Below are 17,548 nucleotides of genomic sequence, written 5' to 3' on the forward strand. Positions count from 1 at the left end.
CTCGCACCGCTTCTTGTCGTCGTCCTCGCATCGACCGCGCCCTCGGCTGACGTGCCGCGCTCGGGCTATTTCGGTGCGGGAGTCAATCTGGAGCCCCTGGCAGTGGGGCCCGTGCAGGCGTTCTCGGGAGGCCGAGCGGCGGTAGGCATCAGCCTCCAGGCCGCGCTCCAGGTGGATCTCGGTACCCGGTGGGCGTTCCGCCTGCCGCTGGAGCTGGGGGCAGGCGGCTCCGGGGACTCCACCTTCTCCGAGCTGGGCCTCACGCCGGGGCTGCTCTACCGCTGGCGCTCCGATGCGGACCAGCGATGGGTTCCGTATCTCGGCGGCGGGCTGAAGCTCGGAGCCGCTGGAGCGGGCAGGGCGTTTCTGGGGCTCCCGCTCGTCACCACCGTGCAATCGCTCGACCTCGACTTCGATGACGACGACGGCGATTCCGATGATCCCAACTTCGAGTCACGCCTGGGCGCCTTCCCGGAGGTCTGGGCCGGGGTGGAGTGGCACCCCAACCGGTGGTTCGCGCTCAACCTGGGCGTTGCCTATACCTACGTGCGGCTGCTCGGCACGAGCGTTCATCTGCTGCATGAACGGGTGGGCGTGCGGTTCTCCCTCTAGCGAGGCTGCCACGCGGAGGGCGGGCTCGTCAGCGCTGCTGCTGACCGGGCGAGGATGGCTGCCCCTGTTGTGGGGTGCCGCTTCCGCTCATGCAGTGCTGCATCCTCTCCGCCATGCGCTGGACGTCGTCGACCTGACTGGGGTCCTTCGCGGTGAGCCGCAGGACGGCCCCTGTCGGCGTCTGCTCCACCTTCACGTCCGCCTTTCCGCGCATGGGGCAGCTCATTCCCGCTCCGCCCATGCCATGGCCCATCATCCCGCAGGGGCAGCCAGTCTGCTGCTGCGCGGGTGCGTTCGTCTGGCGCCCGGGGCTCGGAGTGCCTTGGGCTCCGGCGAGCGGTCCGAAGAGCAGCCCCGTGGTGACGAGCAGACCGTATCCAAGCTTCCTCATGGCAATGCCTCCCAGGTTTGAACTTCCCCAGGGAAAAGCTGCTGCCGGCGCTGGAGGATGGCCTGCCCGAGCGATCGGAGGACGGCGGTGTAGGCGGTGGATTGCCGTCTGAATCCCTGGCGGAGACGTGAGGTGGTGAACCTCATGGACCGCGGGACATCGACAGGGGGCCTCATCCTGGCTGCCATCGCGGCATGGCCACGAGGTCCCCATGAGCACCCGAACCCTTGAGACCGAGCACGCTGGAGGTCCTCCCGAGGCAGGAGGGCCGGGAACCCTGACCCGGCGAAGCATGCTGGCGACAGCGGGCGCCACGCTCACGGGGGGCGCCATGCTGCTGAGCGGCTCGGCGGCCCATGCCCGGTCGGAAGTCCCGGGGCCTCACGAGGGCTCTACCGCAAGCACGAGCCCACGACAGGCGCGGCAAGACTGGCTGCGCCCCGGGATGCCCGGCCGGGACTACCGGCCCGTGGTGGTGCCCAATGGCTCCAAGCTGCCGTGGAAGGTGGTGGATGGCGCGAAGGTCTTCCACCTGGTCGCCGAGGAGGTGGAGCACGAGTTCGCGCCCGGTCTGAAGGCCTCCTGCTGGGGCTACAACGGCCGGGTCCACGGGCCCACCCTCGAGGCGGTGGAGGGGGACCGGGTGCGCATCTACGTCACCAACCGGCTGCCCGCGCCCACCACCGTGCACTGGCACGGCATCCTGTTGCCCAACGGCATGGACGGCGTGGGCGGCCTCAACCAGAAGTCCATCGCCCCGGGTGAGACGTTCCAGTACGAGTTCACCCTGCGTCAGTCAGGGACGAACATGTACCACTCGCACCATGACGAGATGACGCAGATCGGCCTCGGCATGACGGGCATGTTCGTCATCCACCCGCGTCGGCCCACGGGGCCCCGCATCGACCGGGACTTCGTCATCCTGCTGCATGAGTGGCGCATCGACGCAGGCACCAGCCGGCCCAATCCGAACGAGATGACGGACTTCAACGTGCTCACCATGAACGCGAAGGCGTTCCCGGGCACGGAGCCGCTCGTCGTCCGCCAGGGGGAGCGGGTGCGCATCCGGCTCGGCAACCTGAGCCCGCAGAATCACCACCCCATCCACCTGCATGGCTTTCACTTCCGCATCACCGAGACTGACGCCGGGCGTGTCCCCGAGTCCGCGCAGCAGCCGGAGACGACGGTGCTCGTCCCCGTGGGCAGCGCACGCGCCATCGAGTTCGTGGCGGACGCGCCCGGCGACTGGGCCCTGCATTGCCATATGACCCATCACATGATGAACCAGATGGGCCATGGCTTCCCCAACATGATTGGCGTGAAGCCGGGGGCGCTGGACGCGAAGGTGCGCGCGCTGCTGCCCGGCTACATGATGATGGGCCAGTCGGGCATGGCGCAGATGGGGGAGATGGGGATGCCTGTCCCGTCCAACTCCATCCCCATGATGGGACACCAGGGCAAGCACGACTACATCACCATGGGCGGCATGTTCACCGTGCTCAAGGTCCGCGAGCGCCTGGACGGAGACAAGGACCCGGGCTGGTATGACAACCCGCCCGGCACCTTGGCCCAGGCGGCGAGCACGGACGCGCTGCGCCGGGACGGCATCGACGTGGAGGCCCCGGCTCCGGTGGAGCCCGGCTCACCGGCTTGAGGCTGGAACGGGCTTCCGGGCAGGCTGGAGGGCCATGGCCCCCACCACCTTCCGCGTCGCCCGTGCCGCCGACCTGCCCACCATTCTCAAGCTGCTCGCGGATGACGCCGTCGCGCAGGCTCGCACCGGCTACACGGCGGAGGTCAGCCCGTCCGTCCAGGCTGCGTTCGACGAAATCACCGCCGACCCGAACAACGAGCTCATCGTGGGCGAGCAGGACGGGCAGGTCGTCGCCACGTTGCAGCTCACGTACATCCCGGGCCTGAGCCGGGGCGGGATGCGGCGGGCGTTGGTGGAGGCGGTGCGCGTGCGCTCGGACCTGCGGGGGCAGCGCATTGGCGAGGCGTTGATGGTGGACGCCATGGAGCGCTCACGGGCCCGGGGCTGCGGCCTGATGCAGCTCACGACGGACAAGCTCCGCCACGAAGCCCACCGCTTCTACGCGCGGCTGGGGTTCGTGGCGAGCCACGAGGGCATGAAGCGCCCCCTGTGAATCACGGCTGCGGCTGCACGGCGGCGGGGTCCATCCAGAACGGCTCCCACTGGTGGCCATCCAGGTCGCAGAAGCTGCGCTGGTACATCATTCCCATGTCCGTCTTCTCCTTGGTCTCCTTCGCGCCCGCCGCCAGCGCCTTCTCCATCAGTGCGTCCACGGCGGCGCGGTTCTCCTGGGACAGGGCGATGAGCACCTCCGTCGTCTTCGTGGCGTCCGCGACCTCCTTCGGGGTGAACGTCTTGAAGAAGGGCTTCACCAGCAGCATCACGTAGATGTCCTCGCTGATGACCATGCACGTGGCGTTGGCGTCGGTGAACTGGGGGTTGAACGTGTAGCCCAGCTTCGTGAAGAAACCGACCGCGCGGTCCAGCGACTCGACGGGGAGGTTGACGAAGATCTTGGTGCCCATGGTGCGTCTCCTGGCGGAAGAAGGGGATGAGGTGAACGTCGCCTTCATCCACGCGACGAACGCGCCCCGGTGGGATCGACACCGGATTTATTTTCCCCCGCGCCGCCGCCAACCCGCCGGAATCACAGCACCTTGCCGGGGTTGAGCAGGCCCAGCGGGTCGAGCGCGCCCTTGATTGCCTGGTGAAGACGCAGCGTCTCCGGGCCCAACTGCGCGGCCAGGAAGCCGCGCTTGAGGGAACCCACGCCGTGCTCGCCCGTGATGGTGCCTCCCAGGGCCAGCGCCGCGTGCAGGATGGCGTCGAACGCTTCCTTCGCCCGTGCCAGCGCCGCCGGATCCTTCCGGTCGAAGACGACGGTGGGGTGCATGTTCCCGTCGCCCGCGTGCCCGAACGTCCCGATGAGGACCCCGTGCTCCTGCGCGATACGCTCCACCGCCGCGAGCAGCTCCGGGATGCGCACGACGGGCACGCCCACGTCATCCAGCAGCGTGGCGCCGCGCTGCTCCAGCGCCGGGAAGGCGAAGCGCCGGGCGCCCATGAGCAGCTCGCCCTCGGTCTCGTCGGCGGTGCTCATCACGGTGGTCGCGCCGGCCCGCTCACAGGCCGCGACCATCAACGCCAGCTCCTCTTCGCCCTGCACTCCGCCCGCGTCGGAGCGCGCGATGAGCAGGGCCTCCGCGGTGACGTCCAGGCCCATGGGCTTCCAGTCCTCGACGGCGCGCACGGTGGTGCGGTCCATCAGCTCCAGCACGGACGGGCGCGAGCGCTCCATGATGTCGCAGACGGCCGTGCCCGCGCTGAGCAGCGTGGGGAACGCGGCCACCAGCGTCGTCGCCTTCGGCGGCCGGGGCCGCAGCCGCAGCGTCGCCTCCGTGAGGACGCCCAGCGTGCCCTCCGAACCGATGAAGAGGCGCGTCAGGTCATAGCCCGCCACGTTCTTCACCGTCCGCCCGCCGGTGCGCACCACGGTGCCGTCCGCGAGCACCGCCTCCAACCCCAGCACCGCGTCACCCGTCACGCCGTACTTCACGCAGCACAGGCCCCCCGCGTTGGTGGCCAGGTTGCCGCCGATGGACGAGAACTCCCAGCTCGCGGGATCCGGCGCGTACCAGAGGCCCTGCTCCGCGGCGGCGGCCTTCACCGCGCCGTTGAGCGCGCCGGGCTGGACGACGGCCAGCAGGCCGCGCCGGTCCACCTCCAGGATGCGGTTCATCCGCATGAGCGACAGGACGATGCAGCCGTCGCTCGCGTTCGCGCCCCCCGACAGGCCCGAGCCCGCGCCCCGGGGCACCACCGGCACGCGCAGCGCCGTGGCCACGCGCAGCACGGCCTGCACTTCGGACGTGGACCCGGGCCGCACCAGCACCCTCGGCATGCCCGAGGGCGCCCACTCCGCCTGGTCGCGCCGGTGCGCCGCGAGCACGTCGGGATCCGTGACGACCGCCTCCGCCGGCAACACCTCCGCCAGCGCTCGCTCCACGTCGACCGTCATGAGGGCCTCCCAGGCTCTGGACCGTGAGCATGCCCCGGAGCCGGGGCCGCTTCATCGCGCTGTGTGACATTCAGGTGACGGCCAGGAGGGCCTCGCGCGTTCCACCTGCCTTCGAGGGAGGCTGGTCCCCAAGTAGGCGGCCATGAAACAATCCGTAACACCGCGGGTCCGAATGGCACGGTTCGAGGAGGCGGTACAGCGCATGAAACTTCTGCTCGTCGAGGACGAGGCGAAGATGGTGCTCCTGCTTCGCAAGGGCCTGGGGGAGGAGGGGCACGCCCTGGATGTCTGTTCCCGGGGCTGCGAGGCGCTCGCGTTGGGCAGCCCGGAGTCCTACGACGTCATCGTCCTCGACTGGTCGCTGCCGGACACGGATGGCATGACGCTGCTCAAGGGCTGGCGCGAGGCCGGCGTGCGCACCCCGGTGCTGATGCTGACCGCGCGGGGCACCACCGCCGACAAGGTGAAGGGCCTTCGCTCTGGCGCGGATGACTACCTGGTCAAGCCCTTCGACTTCGAGGAGCTGCTCGCGCGGCTGGAGGTCCTGGGGCGCCGAGGTGACACAAAGGACGGCGTGGTGCGCCTGGGGGAGCTGGTGCTGGAGCCCGGCCGGCGCGTCCTGCGCATCGGCTCGCGGGAGGAGTCGCTCACCGCGCGCGAGTTCGCCCTCTTCAGCGCCCTGGCTCGACACCCCGGTGAGCCCCAGGTGCGGGCGCGGCTGATGGAGCAGACCTGGGGGCCGGACTTCGACGGCAGCGCCAACGTGCTCGACGTGTACGTGGGCTACCTGCGCACGAAGCTGGAGCGGCTGGGGGCCGCGCACGTGTCCATCCGCTCCGTGCGGGGCGTGGGCTACAAGCTCGTGGTCGCGCCGTCCGGCGGCCACCCCGCATGAGGCTGGCGCGGCGCTTGTGGTTGCACGGGGCCCTGCTGCCCGCGCTGGCCACGTTGGGCGCGCTGGCGGTGGCGGGGCAGTTGTTCCGCGCGGACCTGGAGCGCTCGTTGGATCGCGCGCTGCTGGCGCAGGCCGCGGTGGAGAGCGTGAGCCTCTTCGACGGTCCCGGGCAGAAGGTCCACCTCCACATGGCCGTCTCTCCGCTGGTGGAGCAGGTGCGCCCCTTCGCCCCGCAGGGCTACCTCTATCAATCGGATGGACGGCTCGTGATGCGCTATCCGCCGGTCTCCGAGGGCGCGCCCGAGCCGCCGCGCCGCGTGCCGGGCACCCGGGAGGGTGAGCCCACGCTGACCACCGAGGTGTCCCCGGACGGAAGCCGATGGCGCGAGGTCATGGTGAACGTGCGGTCGCCGCAAGGGGAGTGGTACGGGCTGCGGCTGCTGGCCTCGCTGGGACAGGTGGACCGCTCGGTGGATTCGTTCTTCCGGATGGCGTTCTCCCTGACGGCGGTGATGGGCGGGGCGCTGCTCATCGTGCAGACCCTGCTGGCACGCCGGCTGTCACGGCGGCTGGCGGCCATCGCCCGGAACCTGGAGCGGCTGCGCGAAGGAGACTTCACGCTGTCCCCGGCGGAGGGCCCGGGCACCGACGAGATAGGCCAGGTGGGCGCGGCGCTCCGCGAGGCCACGGCCCGCGTGCGCGGCGCGCGCGAGGCGCAGGAGCGGCTCATCGCGAACGCGGCGCATGAGCTGCGCACGCCGTTGGCGCTGATGCGCACCAGCCTGGACCTGGCGCTGCGGCGCGAGCGGAGCGCGGAGGTGTTGCGCGTCGCGCTCCAGGACGCGCGCACGGAGGTGGACCGGCTGGCGGTGCTGGCGGACTCGCTGCTGGACATGGCCACGGCGGGGCGCGGTGCGTGGGATTGGAAGAAGGGCGACTTGGCCCTGCTCCTGACGCAGGCGGTGGAGGGGGCCCGCGCGGCGGCCGAGCAGCGGGGGCTGCTCATCCACCTGGACGCGCCCGCCGGGGTGGAGGCCCCGTTCGACGCGGGCAGCCTGCGGCAGGCCGTGGACAACCTCCTGGGCAACGCCCTCAAGTTCGCCCCGAAGGGTGGGGACATCCACGTCCGGCTCGCGGAGGAGTCGGGACGCCTCCGCGTGAGCGTGCGGGACACCGGCCCGGGCATTCCCCTGGCGGAGCACGACGCGGTGTTCGAACCCTTCCACCGCGTCGCTGGCGCGGAGCCCAGCCCCGGAGCGGGGCTGGGCCTGGCCATCGTGCGCGAGGTCGCGCGGCGGCATGGGGGACGGGCCTATGTCGCGCCCGGGACGGCTCCCGGAGCGGAGCTCGTGCTGGAGCTGCCGGTGGTGGCTCCCGGGGACGAGCGGGCCTCAGGGTGAGAGGGGAATCCAATCCGACGCGGCCCGCAGGCGCCCCGTCGCTGCCTCCAGCGTCGCGAGCTGCGCGCCCTGGACGCCGACCCGCCGGTTCACGCCGAAGCTGACTGGCGGAGAGACCCCGGTGTCGAAGTCGCGCAGGGACTCCAGTTGTTGTTGCAGGCTCGCGCGCGTGAGGTCCGCGCCCGCGCGGGTGACGGCCTCCACCAACACCCTCGCGGCGGCGTAGGCCCCCAACTGGAAGGCGGTGTGGCCGGGCTTCATGCCGTGCCGGTCCATGAACGCGGTCAGCGCCTCCAGGTCGGGCGCGTGCTCGCCCAGCCCCACGGGGGACAGGAACGTGACCTGGCCCCCCGTGTGCTCCGGCCGCCGGGGATCCGCGAGCGCCGCCGGGGCGAACACCGGCACCGTCAGCGCGCGGGCGGCCAGCGTCCTCAAGAGCGTGGCCAGCCCGTCGGACGTGCCGGTGTACAGCACCGCGAAGGGGGCGGGCCCCGGCTCCGCTTCATCCAGCGCGAGGCCCCAGTCCAGCGGCGTGGCCAGCTCCCGCCGCCCCGCCTCCGCGCTCACGGCCTGCCACCACGCGCGGCCGGCCTCGTCGTCCGGGTGCACCACCGCGAGCGGCTGCCGGCGCAGCCGGGGCTCCCCCGTGCTGGCCAGGTGCTGCACCGCGAGCCGGGCGAGCATGGAGGGCTCCGGGTAGAGGAGGAACACCGGCTCCTCGTCCGGCGGCGGCCCCGGCTCCAGCGGGAGGGGCAGCACCAGCGGCACGCCTTCGCGCTCCAGCCTCGCGTCGGACGCGAGCCGCGCGGGGCGGAGGCTGGCCACCAGCGCGAAGACGTCCCGCTCCAGCAGCCGCGCGGTGGCGTCCGTGCCCGAGGGGGAGGCGGCCGTCGCGTACAGCGCCGCGTCGTCCTCCACCACCAGCACCAGCCTGCGCCGGAAGATGCCGCCGCGCGCGTTCACGTCCGCGAACACCGCGCGCACCACCGCTTGGATCTCCTGCCCCAGCGGCGCCAGCGGCCCCGTCAACGGCAGCGCCGCGCCCACCGTGAGCGTCGTCGCGGAGAGGCCGGGATCCGGCGCCGCGTCCAGCGCCTGGAGGTAGCCGAGCAGGGCGTCCGCGTCCGCCTTCGCGAGCGCGTAGCGCGGCATGGCTACGCCCAGGGGACGGCCGCTGGCGGAGACGCCCTCCGTGATGGCGCGCAGCAACGTGGCGCGCGTGTACGCGGGGCGGGAGCGGTCCTCGATGTCCTCCAGCCCCACCGCGCGCGCGTGCTGGAGCGAGCCGGGCGTGATGTCCGGCACCTCCACGCCGCCCTCGCGGCTGCCCCGCCCGGAGGGCCCGTGGCAGCGGGCGCACGCGGCGACGGCGCCCTCCAGCTCCACCCGCTCCGGCCCCAGGAAGCCGGTGAGCGGCGAGCCCTGGGGGGACTGGCCCCGCTGGAAGAAGGCGCGCCCGCGCTTCACCTCTTCGGGCGTCGCGGCCCGCGGAGGTGCCTCGCGCCTGCAACCGGCCCCCAGCAGTCCGGCCACGAGCGCCAGCACCACGCTCCATCCGGCTCCCGTTGCGCCACCGCGCTCTTGCCGCATGCCGTGCTCCCTCACCGGGGATCGTTCAGGTGTTCCACCGCGGCGACGATGTTGTCCGCCATCGCCATGGCCGGGGACTTGACCCACATGCCCGTGGAGGCGTCGCCGATGAGCAGCGTCGTGTTGTGCTCGTCCGGCTTCTCCGCGTAGCCGCCGAGCTTCTTCAGCACGAGCGTGATGTTCTCCCGCGAGCCGGTGAGGAAGTACCACCCCGGCTGCGCGCCGAACTTCTTCGCGAACTTCGCCAGGCTCCGGGGGGTGTCGTTGGTGGGGTCCACGGAGAGCGTCAGCATGTGCACGTCCTTGCCCATGCGCGCCGAGAGCTTCTTCTGCACCTCCGCCAGGTGCTGGGTGATGGGGGAGCACGCGCCCTTGCACGACGTGAACGCGAAGTTGATGAGCACCGTCCGGCCCCGCACCAGGTCCTCGTAGAAGCGGTGCGTCTTGCCGTGCTGATCCACCAGCTCCGTGTTGGTGAAGTACTTCGCCGCCGCGGCGTCCTGGGCGGCCGTGCCGTCCACGGCCGCCAGCTCCGGCGGCGCGGCGGAGGACGCCTGCGCCTCCTTCACCGCCTCCACGATGCGCGAGGGGCTGCCCAGCCCGTCCACGCGCGTCCACCGGCTGGTGAGCGCGTTGCCCACGAGCACGAGCGGCCGGTGCGACTCCTTGTCCGGGACATACCCGCCCAGCGCCACCAGCGCCTCCTTCACCTTCGCGGGCTCTCCGGTGAGGAAGGACCAGTCCGGGCCCGGATGGAAGGGCTCCGCGAACTTCGCCAGCCGCTCCGGCGTGTCGTTGTTCACGTCCAGCGTGATGGAGATGAAGCGCACGTTGGCGCCGCGCCCCAGTTGCTGGCGCGCCCGGTCGAGCGTCGCCGTCACCGGCGTGCAGATGGTCTTGCAGCGCGTGAAGATGAAGTTGATGGCCACGGTCTGCCCGCGCACCAGGTCCGACCACAGCTTCACCTGCCGGCCGTGCTGATCCACCAGCGTCACGTCCGGCACCGTCACGTCCAGCGACGCGGGGGCCGCGGGCGGGGAGGGGAGCGGCACGCGCGCGTCCTCTTGCGCGTGCGCGAGCGGCGCGCACGCCAGCGCCAGGGCGAATACCGCCTGCTTCAGGGTCGGAATCATCATGGGGTGGACTCGGAGGTGACGGCGGCCGCGAGCGGGGACGACACGCCGAGGGTGGAGGTGGGCAGGCGGCCGAGGTCCAGCCCCCGGCCCTCCACGCCCACCACGAACTTGTACTGGCCCGGCGACGGCGGCCGGAAGTCGACCTCGAACACGCCATCCGCGACGCGCCGGGGTTCGGTGCGCACCTGCCAGGTGCCGGGCGTGCGGAACAGCAGCACGCGGATCTCCTCCGGCGCCACCGCGGGCGCGCCCGTGCCGGCGGTGGGCTCCAGGCGGAAGCGCAGCGGCACCGTCTCTTCCGGCGCGTACGTCCGCTTCGCGTCGAACTCCGGCGTGAGCTTCAAGGGCAGCGTCTTCGCGAGCGACGCGTCCAGCGGGACCTGGCCCACCTTCCACTCCAGGCACGCCACGACCCGGGGGTTGTCCAGCAGCAACTGGACGTCATAGGTGCCGTTCTCGCGCACGCTGCCCCGGGCGGTGAAGACGCCGGGCTCCACCTCGCGCAGTGAGCGGTCCAACACCTTCACCGCGCGGGGCTCGCGGCCGTAGTTCAGGTGCGTGCCGCGTGGGGCCATCATGCCCTCCTGGTAGAGGAACAGCGCGCGGTCCGCGTTGCCCGCGATGATGACGCCATTGCCCTCCGGCAGCGGCGCGATGGGGTCCGAGCGGCCCAGCTCCCGTGCGTCGGCGGCGGGGCGCTGCCCCGCGGTGATGTGCACCTGGGCGGGCGTGCCGGTGCCCTCCAGCGTCTTCAGCTCCACCAGCGTCACGCGGCTGTCGGTGGTGTTGCGCACGTAGGCGAAGGCGTCCGTGAACACGACGGAGTCCGGCGCGGAGAAGCCGGTGAGCGTGTGGGCCACCTGGCCGGAGGCCGCGTCCAGGATGTCCACCGTGTGGGTGTCCCGGTGCACCAGGAAGGCCCAGCGGCCGGTGTTGTCGAAGCGCAGCGCGTCCAGGCCGCCCTTCACCGGGATGCGGCGCGACACCTCGCGCCGCGCGGCGTCCACCACCACCACCTCCCGCGCCCCGGGCCTTGAAGCGAAGAGGGCCCGGGCCACGTCGCTCCAGGCCAGCGCTGTGACGCCCGCGCCCACCTCCACCCGGCCCAGCACCTCGCCGGAGGCCACGTCCAGCGCCGTCAGCGCCGTGGCGTCGCGGGCGGAGACCCAGGCGGTGCGTCCGCTGTCGGAGAAGCCGAAGGCATGCGGGCCCGGCCCCACGTCCACCGGGTCGCGCACGGCGTGCGCGGGCGTGTCGATGACGCTCACCGTGCCGTCGCCGTCGTTGCTCACCCACGCGGTGAGGCCATCCGGGGACAGCGCGATGCGCCCCGGCTGGCTCCCCACGCGCAGCGGGCGTGTCACCACGAAGCGCTGGGTGTCCACCACGGACACGGTGTCCTGCGCCGGCACCGTCACGTACAGCGCGGAGCGGTCCGGCAGCAGCGCCCAGTCCGCCGCCCCGCCGCCCACGGAGACCAGGTGCTGGAGCTTCGTGCGGTCGAAGGCGATCTGCGGGTTGATGACGGACACCGTCTGGTCGTGATTGAGCGTGAGGAACCAGTACGCGTTGAAGTCCACGTCCGCCTGCGCGGACAGCAACCCGCCCAGATACGAGCGCACCCGCGCCTTGCACGCGGCGTCGTCCGGAGCAGGCTCGCCCGGGGGGCGCAGGCGCATCCACGCCAGGGGGCGGCGCCCCGCCAGCGGCTCTCCCGTGCGGGCATCCGTGACGGCGACGCGGGCGAGCGCCTGGAGCGGCGAGCCCTGCTCGGCCTCCATCCGCCGGGGCATCAACGTCAGGTCGAACGCGAGCGACACCCCGTCGCGCGTCACCTTCGCGGCGGGCGCGGTGAGGGGCGCGGGCCGCGAGCCCCCAGGCTCGGAGGACTCGGAGGGCTCGGAGGGTTGGGCGGGGGCCCGCGTGAGAAAGGCATGTCCCCCCACGGCGAGGAGGCCCGTGGACAGCAGACCGGCGGTGGCGAAAACGAAGGGCTTGCGCATGGGCGGTTTGAAGCGGTGAGGCCAGGAAGGAAGGAGGGGCGGCGCGAGGGGAAGAAGAGGCCTTCCACCGCTCGCGCCGCCCGGGGCGGGCTCCCGGGGCTACTCCACCCGGTACACGCCCCACAGACCGCCGCTGCTCCAGAGGAAGCTGGGCATGTCGCGGTACAGGTAGTCCCCCGTGACGCCGTAGGCACCGCCCGCGCCGTACTCCGGGACGATGTTCCAGTGGTGCATCACCGAAGAGCCCCCTTGCGTGGAGATGACCGGCGACGTGGCGTTGGGGCCCATCACCCGCGACTGCGCGCCCTCGGCCCACGGGTTGCGGCGCCACTCCGCGCCATGGATGGCGAAGGCGTGCTGCCGCGAGTGGCCGGACGGCTGTCCCACGCGCCAGCGCACCGGCTCACCGACCTTCGCGGTGAACACCGGCGTGGCCGGGTCACCATGAGTGGCGGAGCTGAGGATGGCGGTGAGGTCGTAGTTGTTCGTGTCCTCCGGCGGCGTCTGCGGAGGCACCCCCAGGCGGGCCCACAGGGGCTCGGTGCGGTAGTTGAAGCCCTTCTGGCCGGTGTCCTGCGAGTCGTCGATGCCGCTGGTGTTGCGCAGCGCGGTGCCGCTGTTCAGGCCGCTGGTGCCGGAGTCCTGGAAGCGGGGGTTGTCGGTGTGCAGGCCCAGGTCGTCCTGGTAGAGCAGGACGAACTCGCGGAACGTCTGCTTGCCGCCGTCCGGGCGCGTGTAGCGCACGCGCGCCTGCGCGTCCGTGCCGGGGTCGGTGCTCCAGTCCGCGTCCTTCGGCTCGATGACCAGCGCGCCGATGCCGCCGTGCATGCCGTGGTTCACCACGTCCGCCATGTTGCGCAGGTTGACGATGCCGAACTCCATGGGCGTCACCTGGCCCACCGGGTACGGCGACGTCCAGGGGGAGCTCTTGAACTCGCCCGCGAACCAGCGGTACGTGCGCGTCGCGCCCGGCGGCACCGTCTGCTGGGCGTTGAGGCCCACGTTCGCGCCGTCGTCCGTGTTCACGTCCACGTTGACCAACTGCGGGTGCAGCGAGACGTGGTTGGACATCCGCGTCTGGTTGACGTTGAAGCTGGACGTGATGGCCGAGTGGTGCGCCCACACGTCCTTCTTCGTGGGCACCGTCGCGGGCAGCCGGTTCGTCAGCACCACCTGCACGCACTCGCCGGCCCGCGCGCGGAGGATGAGCGGCTCCGGCGCGCGCTTGCCCAGCTTCAGGTCGGACAGGTACTCGTCGCGGGCGAAGATGACCGCGTCCGGATCATAGAAGCCGTACTTGCTGTTGTAGACGAGCCTGCCGCCGGGCAGCCAGTTGCGCGAGTCGATGGCGGACACCGTGTACAGCCGCACCGGCGCGTTGCGGGGGCACGAGTCCACCTTCACCGGCTTGATGCCCAGCTTCCCGCTGCTCTCGTACTGGAGCACCAACTCGCGGTCGACTTTCAGCATCGCCTCGCGCTCCTCCAGCGCGAACGCGACGGTGCGCTGCTTCACCTCCTCGCCCTTCTCGTTGATTTCATAGGAGGCCTGGATGGTCTCGTCGTCCTCGCTCAGCCGGGGCAGGCCCGCGCGCTCCGGCATCTCCAGCAGCGACACGGGCGGGTAGGCCTGGAGCGGCTCCTTGCCTCCCGCGGACACCGCCAGATCCAGCCGCGGGTTCAGGTCCACCGCGAGCATCGCCACGTCCCCCAGCGAGCGCAGCCCCTTCTGCTTGTTGCGGTACGTGCGCAAGAGGCCCCACATGCCGTTCCACAGGTCTCCGTTGGACGCGCTCATGTAGAGGTAGTCCGCCGTCTCGTAGGTGCCGCCGATGGCGGGCAGGCCCCCGGTCAGCTCGAACTCGAAGTGCTCGGAGATGCCAATGGCCTGGGCGTTCTGGAAGCCACTGTTCGGGTCGCCTCCCTCGCGCAGCCACTTGTGTCCGTGCAGGCTGAAGCTGTGCTGCTCCTCCTGCGAGCCCTGGACCAAGCGGATCTTGATGCGGTCGCCCTCGTAGCCCGCCATCAGCGGGGTGTACGGGTCACCGTGGATGTCCGAGCGGAAGACGTTGGACATCTCCCCCGCCTTGGTGGCGAGCAGCTTGCGGGTGCCGCAGCGCGTGGAGCGCGAGGAGATGCGCACCGGGATGGGTTCGTTGCGGTAGTTGATCATCATGCCGCCCGGGTCCGCGGCGCTGATGGCCTCCGGCATGGCGACGGACTCGAAGCCGACCGCCCAGGGCAGCGCGTCCTCCTTGTAGTTGGGAGGGTTCACCGGCTGGCCGCACTCGTCGTAGAGCGGGTTGTAGTCCATGAAGCCCAGGGTGAACTCGCGGAAGCTCTGGCTGGGGTCCGCGGTGATGACGTCCGCGCGCCAACTGGTGGGGCCACCGTCCGCCACGCGCGAGCCGTAGTAGACGCCCGTGCGCGGGTCGCGCCACTTGGAGCCCTTGGGCTCCACGATGAGCGCGCCGAAGAAGCCGTGCTGCTGGTGCGACGACGGGCCGAAGTGATCATGCGTGAAGACCGTCTCCAGCGTGCGCTGCGGGGACGGGTCATCCGCCCACCAGCGCTGCACCGTGGTCTGCGCCGTGCCCGGCGCGCGGCTGATGCGCGGGTGCGACGCCGGGGCGCTGAGCGTCACCCGGGTGCCCGTCTCACCGGTGGCGCCGTCCGCCGCGAAGGCGCCGCCGGCCGCGTTGGCCAGGTGGATGCGCTCCGCCACGGTGTCGGAGGACAGCGTGCCGTCCTCGTAGTTCCAGCCGTTGCCCGCGCCGTCCGCCGACGTCACGTCGAACTTCACCAGGTGGATGTGCTGCCCGATGACGTCCGTGGGCGTGTAGATCTGGAACGCGTCCGGCTCCAGGTGCTTGGGGATGAGGTTGGTCGCGTAGAAGTTGATGCACTCGCCGGACTGGGCCCGGAAGAAGAAGGGCTCCGGCGGGCGCAGGCCGTCCTGGGTCGCGGGCACGTCCTCGTTGAGGACCATCAGCCGGGCCTGCGGGTCATGCCACCCGGCGCGGTTGATGCGCTGCAGGTCGATCTGGAGATAGGCCGCGCGGTAGTTGCGCACGCCCACGTTCTCCGGGCAGGGGTCCGCGAAGGGCGCGCCCGCCACCGGCTTGCGCCCGTTGACGGTGAACGTCCCGCTGCCGCCCAGCGGCGTGTAGGACGGGTAGCCGGCCGCCAGGTCGCCGTAGAGCGTGGTGACGCTGGAGGCGTTGGGGAAGCTCCCCGAGTGGAACGCCATGGCGCTCTGCTCCAGGGGGGTGCCGTTCTGCGGCAGCAGCTTGATGTTGAGCGCGGAGGGATCCACGTCGAAGCGGCCGGAGGCGCCGTACGTCACGGGGCCCACGGCGCGCGTGACGATGTGGCGGGGCAGGCCTCCGTCGAACTCCAGGTCCAGCGGCGCCTGCGGCGCGCGGCGGCCGGCCAGGCCCGCGATGTAGAAGGGGTAGCCGGGGAACGCCGGGCGCGTCACCGGCCGGCCGTTGGCGTCCGTGACGGTGGTGCTGGCGTAGGTGGGCATGGGCGGCATCGCCCGGTCGGGCAGCGGGACGACGGCGGGGTTGGGCGTGCCGTTCTTGATCTCCGCGTCCGGGAGGAGGCGGTCGCTCGTGCCTGCCTCGAAGACGTCGTGCACGCGCCACAGCGCCCACATGCCCTGCGCGAAGTGCGGGTACAGGTGGCAGTGGTGGATGGAGTCGCCCGCGGTGAAGTTGCGGTTGCCGGAGCCGCCGAAGTTGATGTCGTAGGTGAAGGCGGAGCCCGGCCCGACGGTCTGCGAGTCCAGGTAGTTGGACGCCTCCACGCTGGGGGAGAACTTCCACTGGTGGGCGTGGAGGTGGAAGACGTGCGTCTCCGCGGGGCCCGCGTGGATGTTGCGGATGCGCACCGGGTCTCCCAGGTAGCTGTGGTGCACGTTGGTGGGGTCATCCGGGTAGAGCGCCTGGGTGGCGCGGCCGGAGGCGTCCTTCTCCACGTTCATCGCGGGGTCGCCGTTGGCCCACGACTCCAGGAAGAACTCCTCGTATTCGCAGGTGACGCAGTCCTTGGTGGGGCCGATCTTCGCGCGGTTGGCGAGCAGCTCCGCGCCCAGGCCCGCCACGCCGTAGTTGATGCCGAAGCCGTCACGCACGCTGTGGAACGTGGGGTTCCACTCCAGCTCGTCGAAGGCCTGAACCGCCTTCACCTCGTCGTGGTAGATGGCGGTGAGCTCGCGGAAGCTGCCGGTGTCGCGCGACGTGGACGTCCCCATCACCGTGCTGCTGTAGCCGGTGATGAGCGCCTCCAGGTCGCCGTGGCGGATGCGATGGTCCTCGTCCAGGATGGCCAGCAGCGGCCGGCCCGAGCCGTCCTTCGCCTCGTAGTCGATGACGGGCGTGCCGTCCGGGTTGCGGGACGTGGTGACGGCCTCCATCACCTTGCCGGTGACCTTGGAGCGGTACCACCGCGCGCCCGGCGGCTCGACGTTGAGGGCGCCGAAGAGGCCGTGCGCCGTGGAGCCGCCGTCGCCCTGGCCGCCGAACGACGCGCCCATGCTGTAGAAGAAGAAGACCCCCTCGTGGTCCGCGTACCAGGTGTACGTGGTGCTGCCGCCCGGGCTCACCAGGCTGCTGGCGTTCTTGCCCACCCAGGCCCCGTCCGAGCCCATGGTGAGGTACTGCAAGCCCTGCACGTGGATGGACGCGGTGCGCGTGGCCGGAGAGTCCTCGCGGTGCGCGTCGTCGAACTTGCCCTCGTCACCCAGCGCGACCCAGAAGCCGCCCGCGGGCTCATTCTGGAGCAGCGACTTGACCCGGTCATACGTGGGCGTCAGCACCCAGGCGGGGAGCACCTTGCGCAGGAACGTCCAGCCATTGCTGGAGCCCGACGCCCGGCTCACGCCCGGCTGCGACTGGGACGGGCTGGGGATGGCCGAGCGCGTGGGCGCCAGCATGTTGTGGAACACGACCGTGAGGCAGTCCCCCACGTTGGCGCGCAGCGTGAGCGGACGCGGGCGCTTGTCCGGCTTCAGGCGGACGTTGCCGGGGATCAGCCCGGGCTTGCCGTCGATGGCCTCCACGTCGTCGCGGAGCGCGTAGATCATCCCCGTCGGGTTGTAGGAACCCAGGCGGTTGTAGGTGTAGACCTGATCCAGGGCCACCACCTCCGCGCTGACGGTCCGGGCGCACGCGGGGGAGGGCGGAGCAACGGGCTGGGGGACGATCTTGTCCCGGTAGGGCAGGTTGACGATCTGGATGCCCTGGGCGGTGGCGCCCGTGGCTTCGGGCGCGTCCCCGGGCGCGCGCGGCCCGCAGGCCATCACGCCGCAGAGCGCGGCGAAGAGCACGGTCCTCCCGTGTCTTGACGCAATGCTTCTCTTCTGGTGTGGAAACACAACGCCCCCTCGGCATTGCCCGATGTGGTGGATGAGAGCCTTTGATGAGGAAATTCTCAGGCTTCCCCCGCCGCTCGCAGGCGGGGAATC

The 17,548-nt window shown here is 71.4% G+C and carries 12 protein-coding genes; 5 read left to right on the forward strand and 7 right to left on the reverse strand.

All coding sequences use genetic code 11. The features are described 5' to 3' along the window. Positions 1 to 102 precede the first annotated feature (102 nt). Positions 103 to 612, forward strand: coding sequence for a hypothetical protein (locus K8556_RS22075; protein ID WP_223742057.1), 510 nt, complete (start codon positions 103 to 105; stop codon positions 610 to 612). 28 nt (positions 613 to 640) lie between these two features. Here K8556_RS22075 and K8556_RS22080 read toward each other — a convergent pair whose 3' ends face one another. Further along, entirely contained in the window at positions 641 to 1,003 is a 363-nt protein-coding gene (locus tag K8556_RS22080; RefSeq protein WP_223742058.1) for a hypothetical protein, read from the reverse strand. Positions 1,004 to 1,448: 445 nt separating this feature from the next. On the opposite strand from K8556_RS22080, the gene K8556_RS22085 reads away from it, so the two are divergent. Next, a complete protein-coding gene (locus K8556_RS22085) occupies positions 1,449 to 2,657 on the forward strand; it encodes a multicopper oxidase family protein (protein WP_304503987.1) in 1,209 nt (402 codons plus the stop codon). A gap of 34 nt (positions 2,658 to 2,691) precedes the next feature. Continuing rightward, positions 2,692 to 3,150 (forward strand): GNAT family N-acetyltransferase, encoded by a 459-nt coding sequence (locus K8556_RS22090; RefSeq protein WP_223742059.1) that lies wholly within the window; start codon positions 2,692 to 2,694, stop codon positions 3,148 to 3,150. Position 3,151: 1 nt separating this feature from the next. On the opposite strand, the gene K8556_RS22095 is transcribed toward K8556_RS22090, so the two are convergent. Beyond that, on the reverse strand, positions 3,152 to 3,562 hold the full coding sequence (locus K8556_RS22095) for a VOC family protein (protein WP_223742060.1): 411 nt from the start codon (positions 3,560 to 3,562) through the stop codon (positions 3,152 to 3,154). 122 nt (positions 3,563 to 3,684) lie between these two features. Beyond that, on the reverse strand, positions 3,685 to 5,055 hold the full coding sequence (locus K8556_RS22100; protein ID WP_223742061.1) for an FAD-binding oxidoreductase: 1,371 nt from the start codon (positions 5,053 to 5,055) through the stop codon (positions 3,685 to 3,687). Positions 5,056 to 5,257: 202 nt separating this feature from the next. On the opposite strand from K8556_RS22100, the gene K8556_RS22105 reads away from it, so the two are divergent. Together K8556_RS22105 and K8556_RS22110 are read left to right on the forward strand one after the other, a co-directional pair. Then, on the forward strand, positions 5,258 to 5,950 hold the full coding sequence (locus K8556_RS22105; RefSeq protein ID WP_223742062.1) for a response regulator transcription factor: 693 nt from the start codon (positions 5,258 to 5,260) through the stop codon (positions 5,948 to 5,950). Beyond that, complete coding sequence (locus K8556_RS22110) at positions 5,947 to 7,350, forward strand: sensor histidine kinase KdpD (RefSeq protein ID WP_223742063.1); 1,404 nt, start codon at positions 5,947 to 5,949, stop codon at positions 7,348 to 7,350. Before K8556_RS22105 ends, K8556_RS22110 begins: the two co-directional genes overlap by 4 nt. Here the strand turns inward: K8556_RS22110 and K8556_RS22115 are convergent. The 4 genes from K8556_RS22115 to K8556_RS22130 all read right to left on the reverse strand — a co-directional run bounded on the left by K8556_RS22115 (position 7,342) and on the right by K8556_RS22130 (position 17,410). Further along, on the reverse strand, positions 7,342 to 8,940 hold the full coding sequence (locus tag K8556_RS22115) for an ABC transporter substrate-binding protein (RefSeq protein WP_223742064.1): 1,599 nt from the start codon (positions 8,938 to 8,940) through the stop codon (positions 7,342 to 7,344). The two genes, K8556_RS22110 and K8556_RS22115, sit on opposite strands and share 9 nt — an antisense overlap. Positions 8,941 to 8,951: 11 nt before the next feature. Further along, positions 8,952 to 10,076 (reverse strand): SCO family protein, encoded by a 1,125-nt coding sequence (locus K8556_RS22120; protein ID WP_223742065.1) that lies wholly within the window; start codon positions 10,074 to 10,076, stop codon positions 8,952 to 8,954. Beyond that, on the reverse strand, positions 10,073 to 12,079 hold the full coding sequence (locus tag K8556_RS22125) for a YncE family protein (protein ID WP_223742066.1): 2,007 nt from the start codon (positions 12,077 to 12,079) through the stop codon (positions 10,073 to 10,075). Before K8556_RS22125 ends, K8556_RS22120 begins: the two co-directional genes overlap by 4 nt. A 99-nt stretch (positions 12,080 to 12,178) precedes the next feature. After that, entirely contained in the window at positions 12,179 to 17,410 is a 5,232-nt protein-coding gene (locus K8556_RS22130) for a copper oxidase (RefSeq protein WP_223742067.1), read from the reverse strand. Positions 17,411 to 17,548: the final 138 nt, after the last annotated feature.

Source organism: Corallococcus sp. AS-1-12 (assembly GCF_020036995.1).
GTDB lineage: Bacteria > Myxococcota > Myxococcia > Myxococcales > Myxococcaceae > Corallococcus.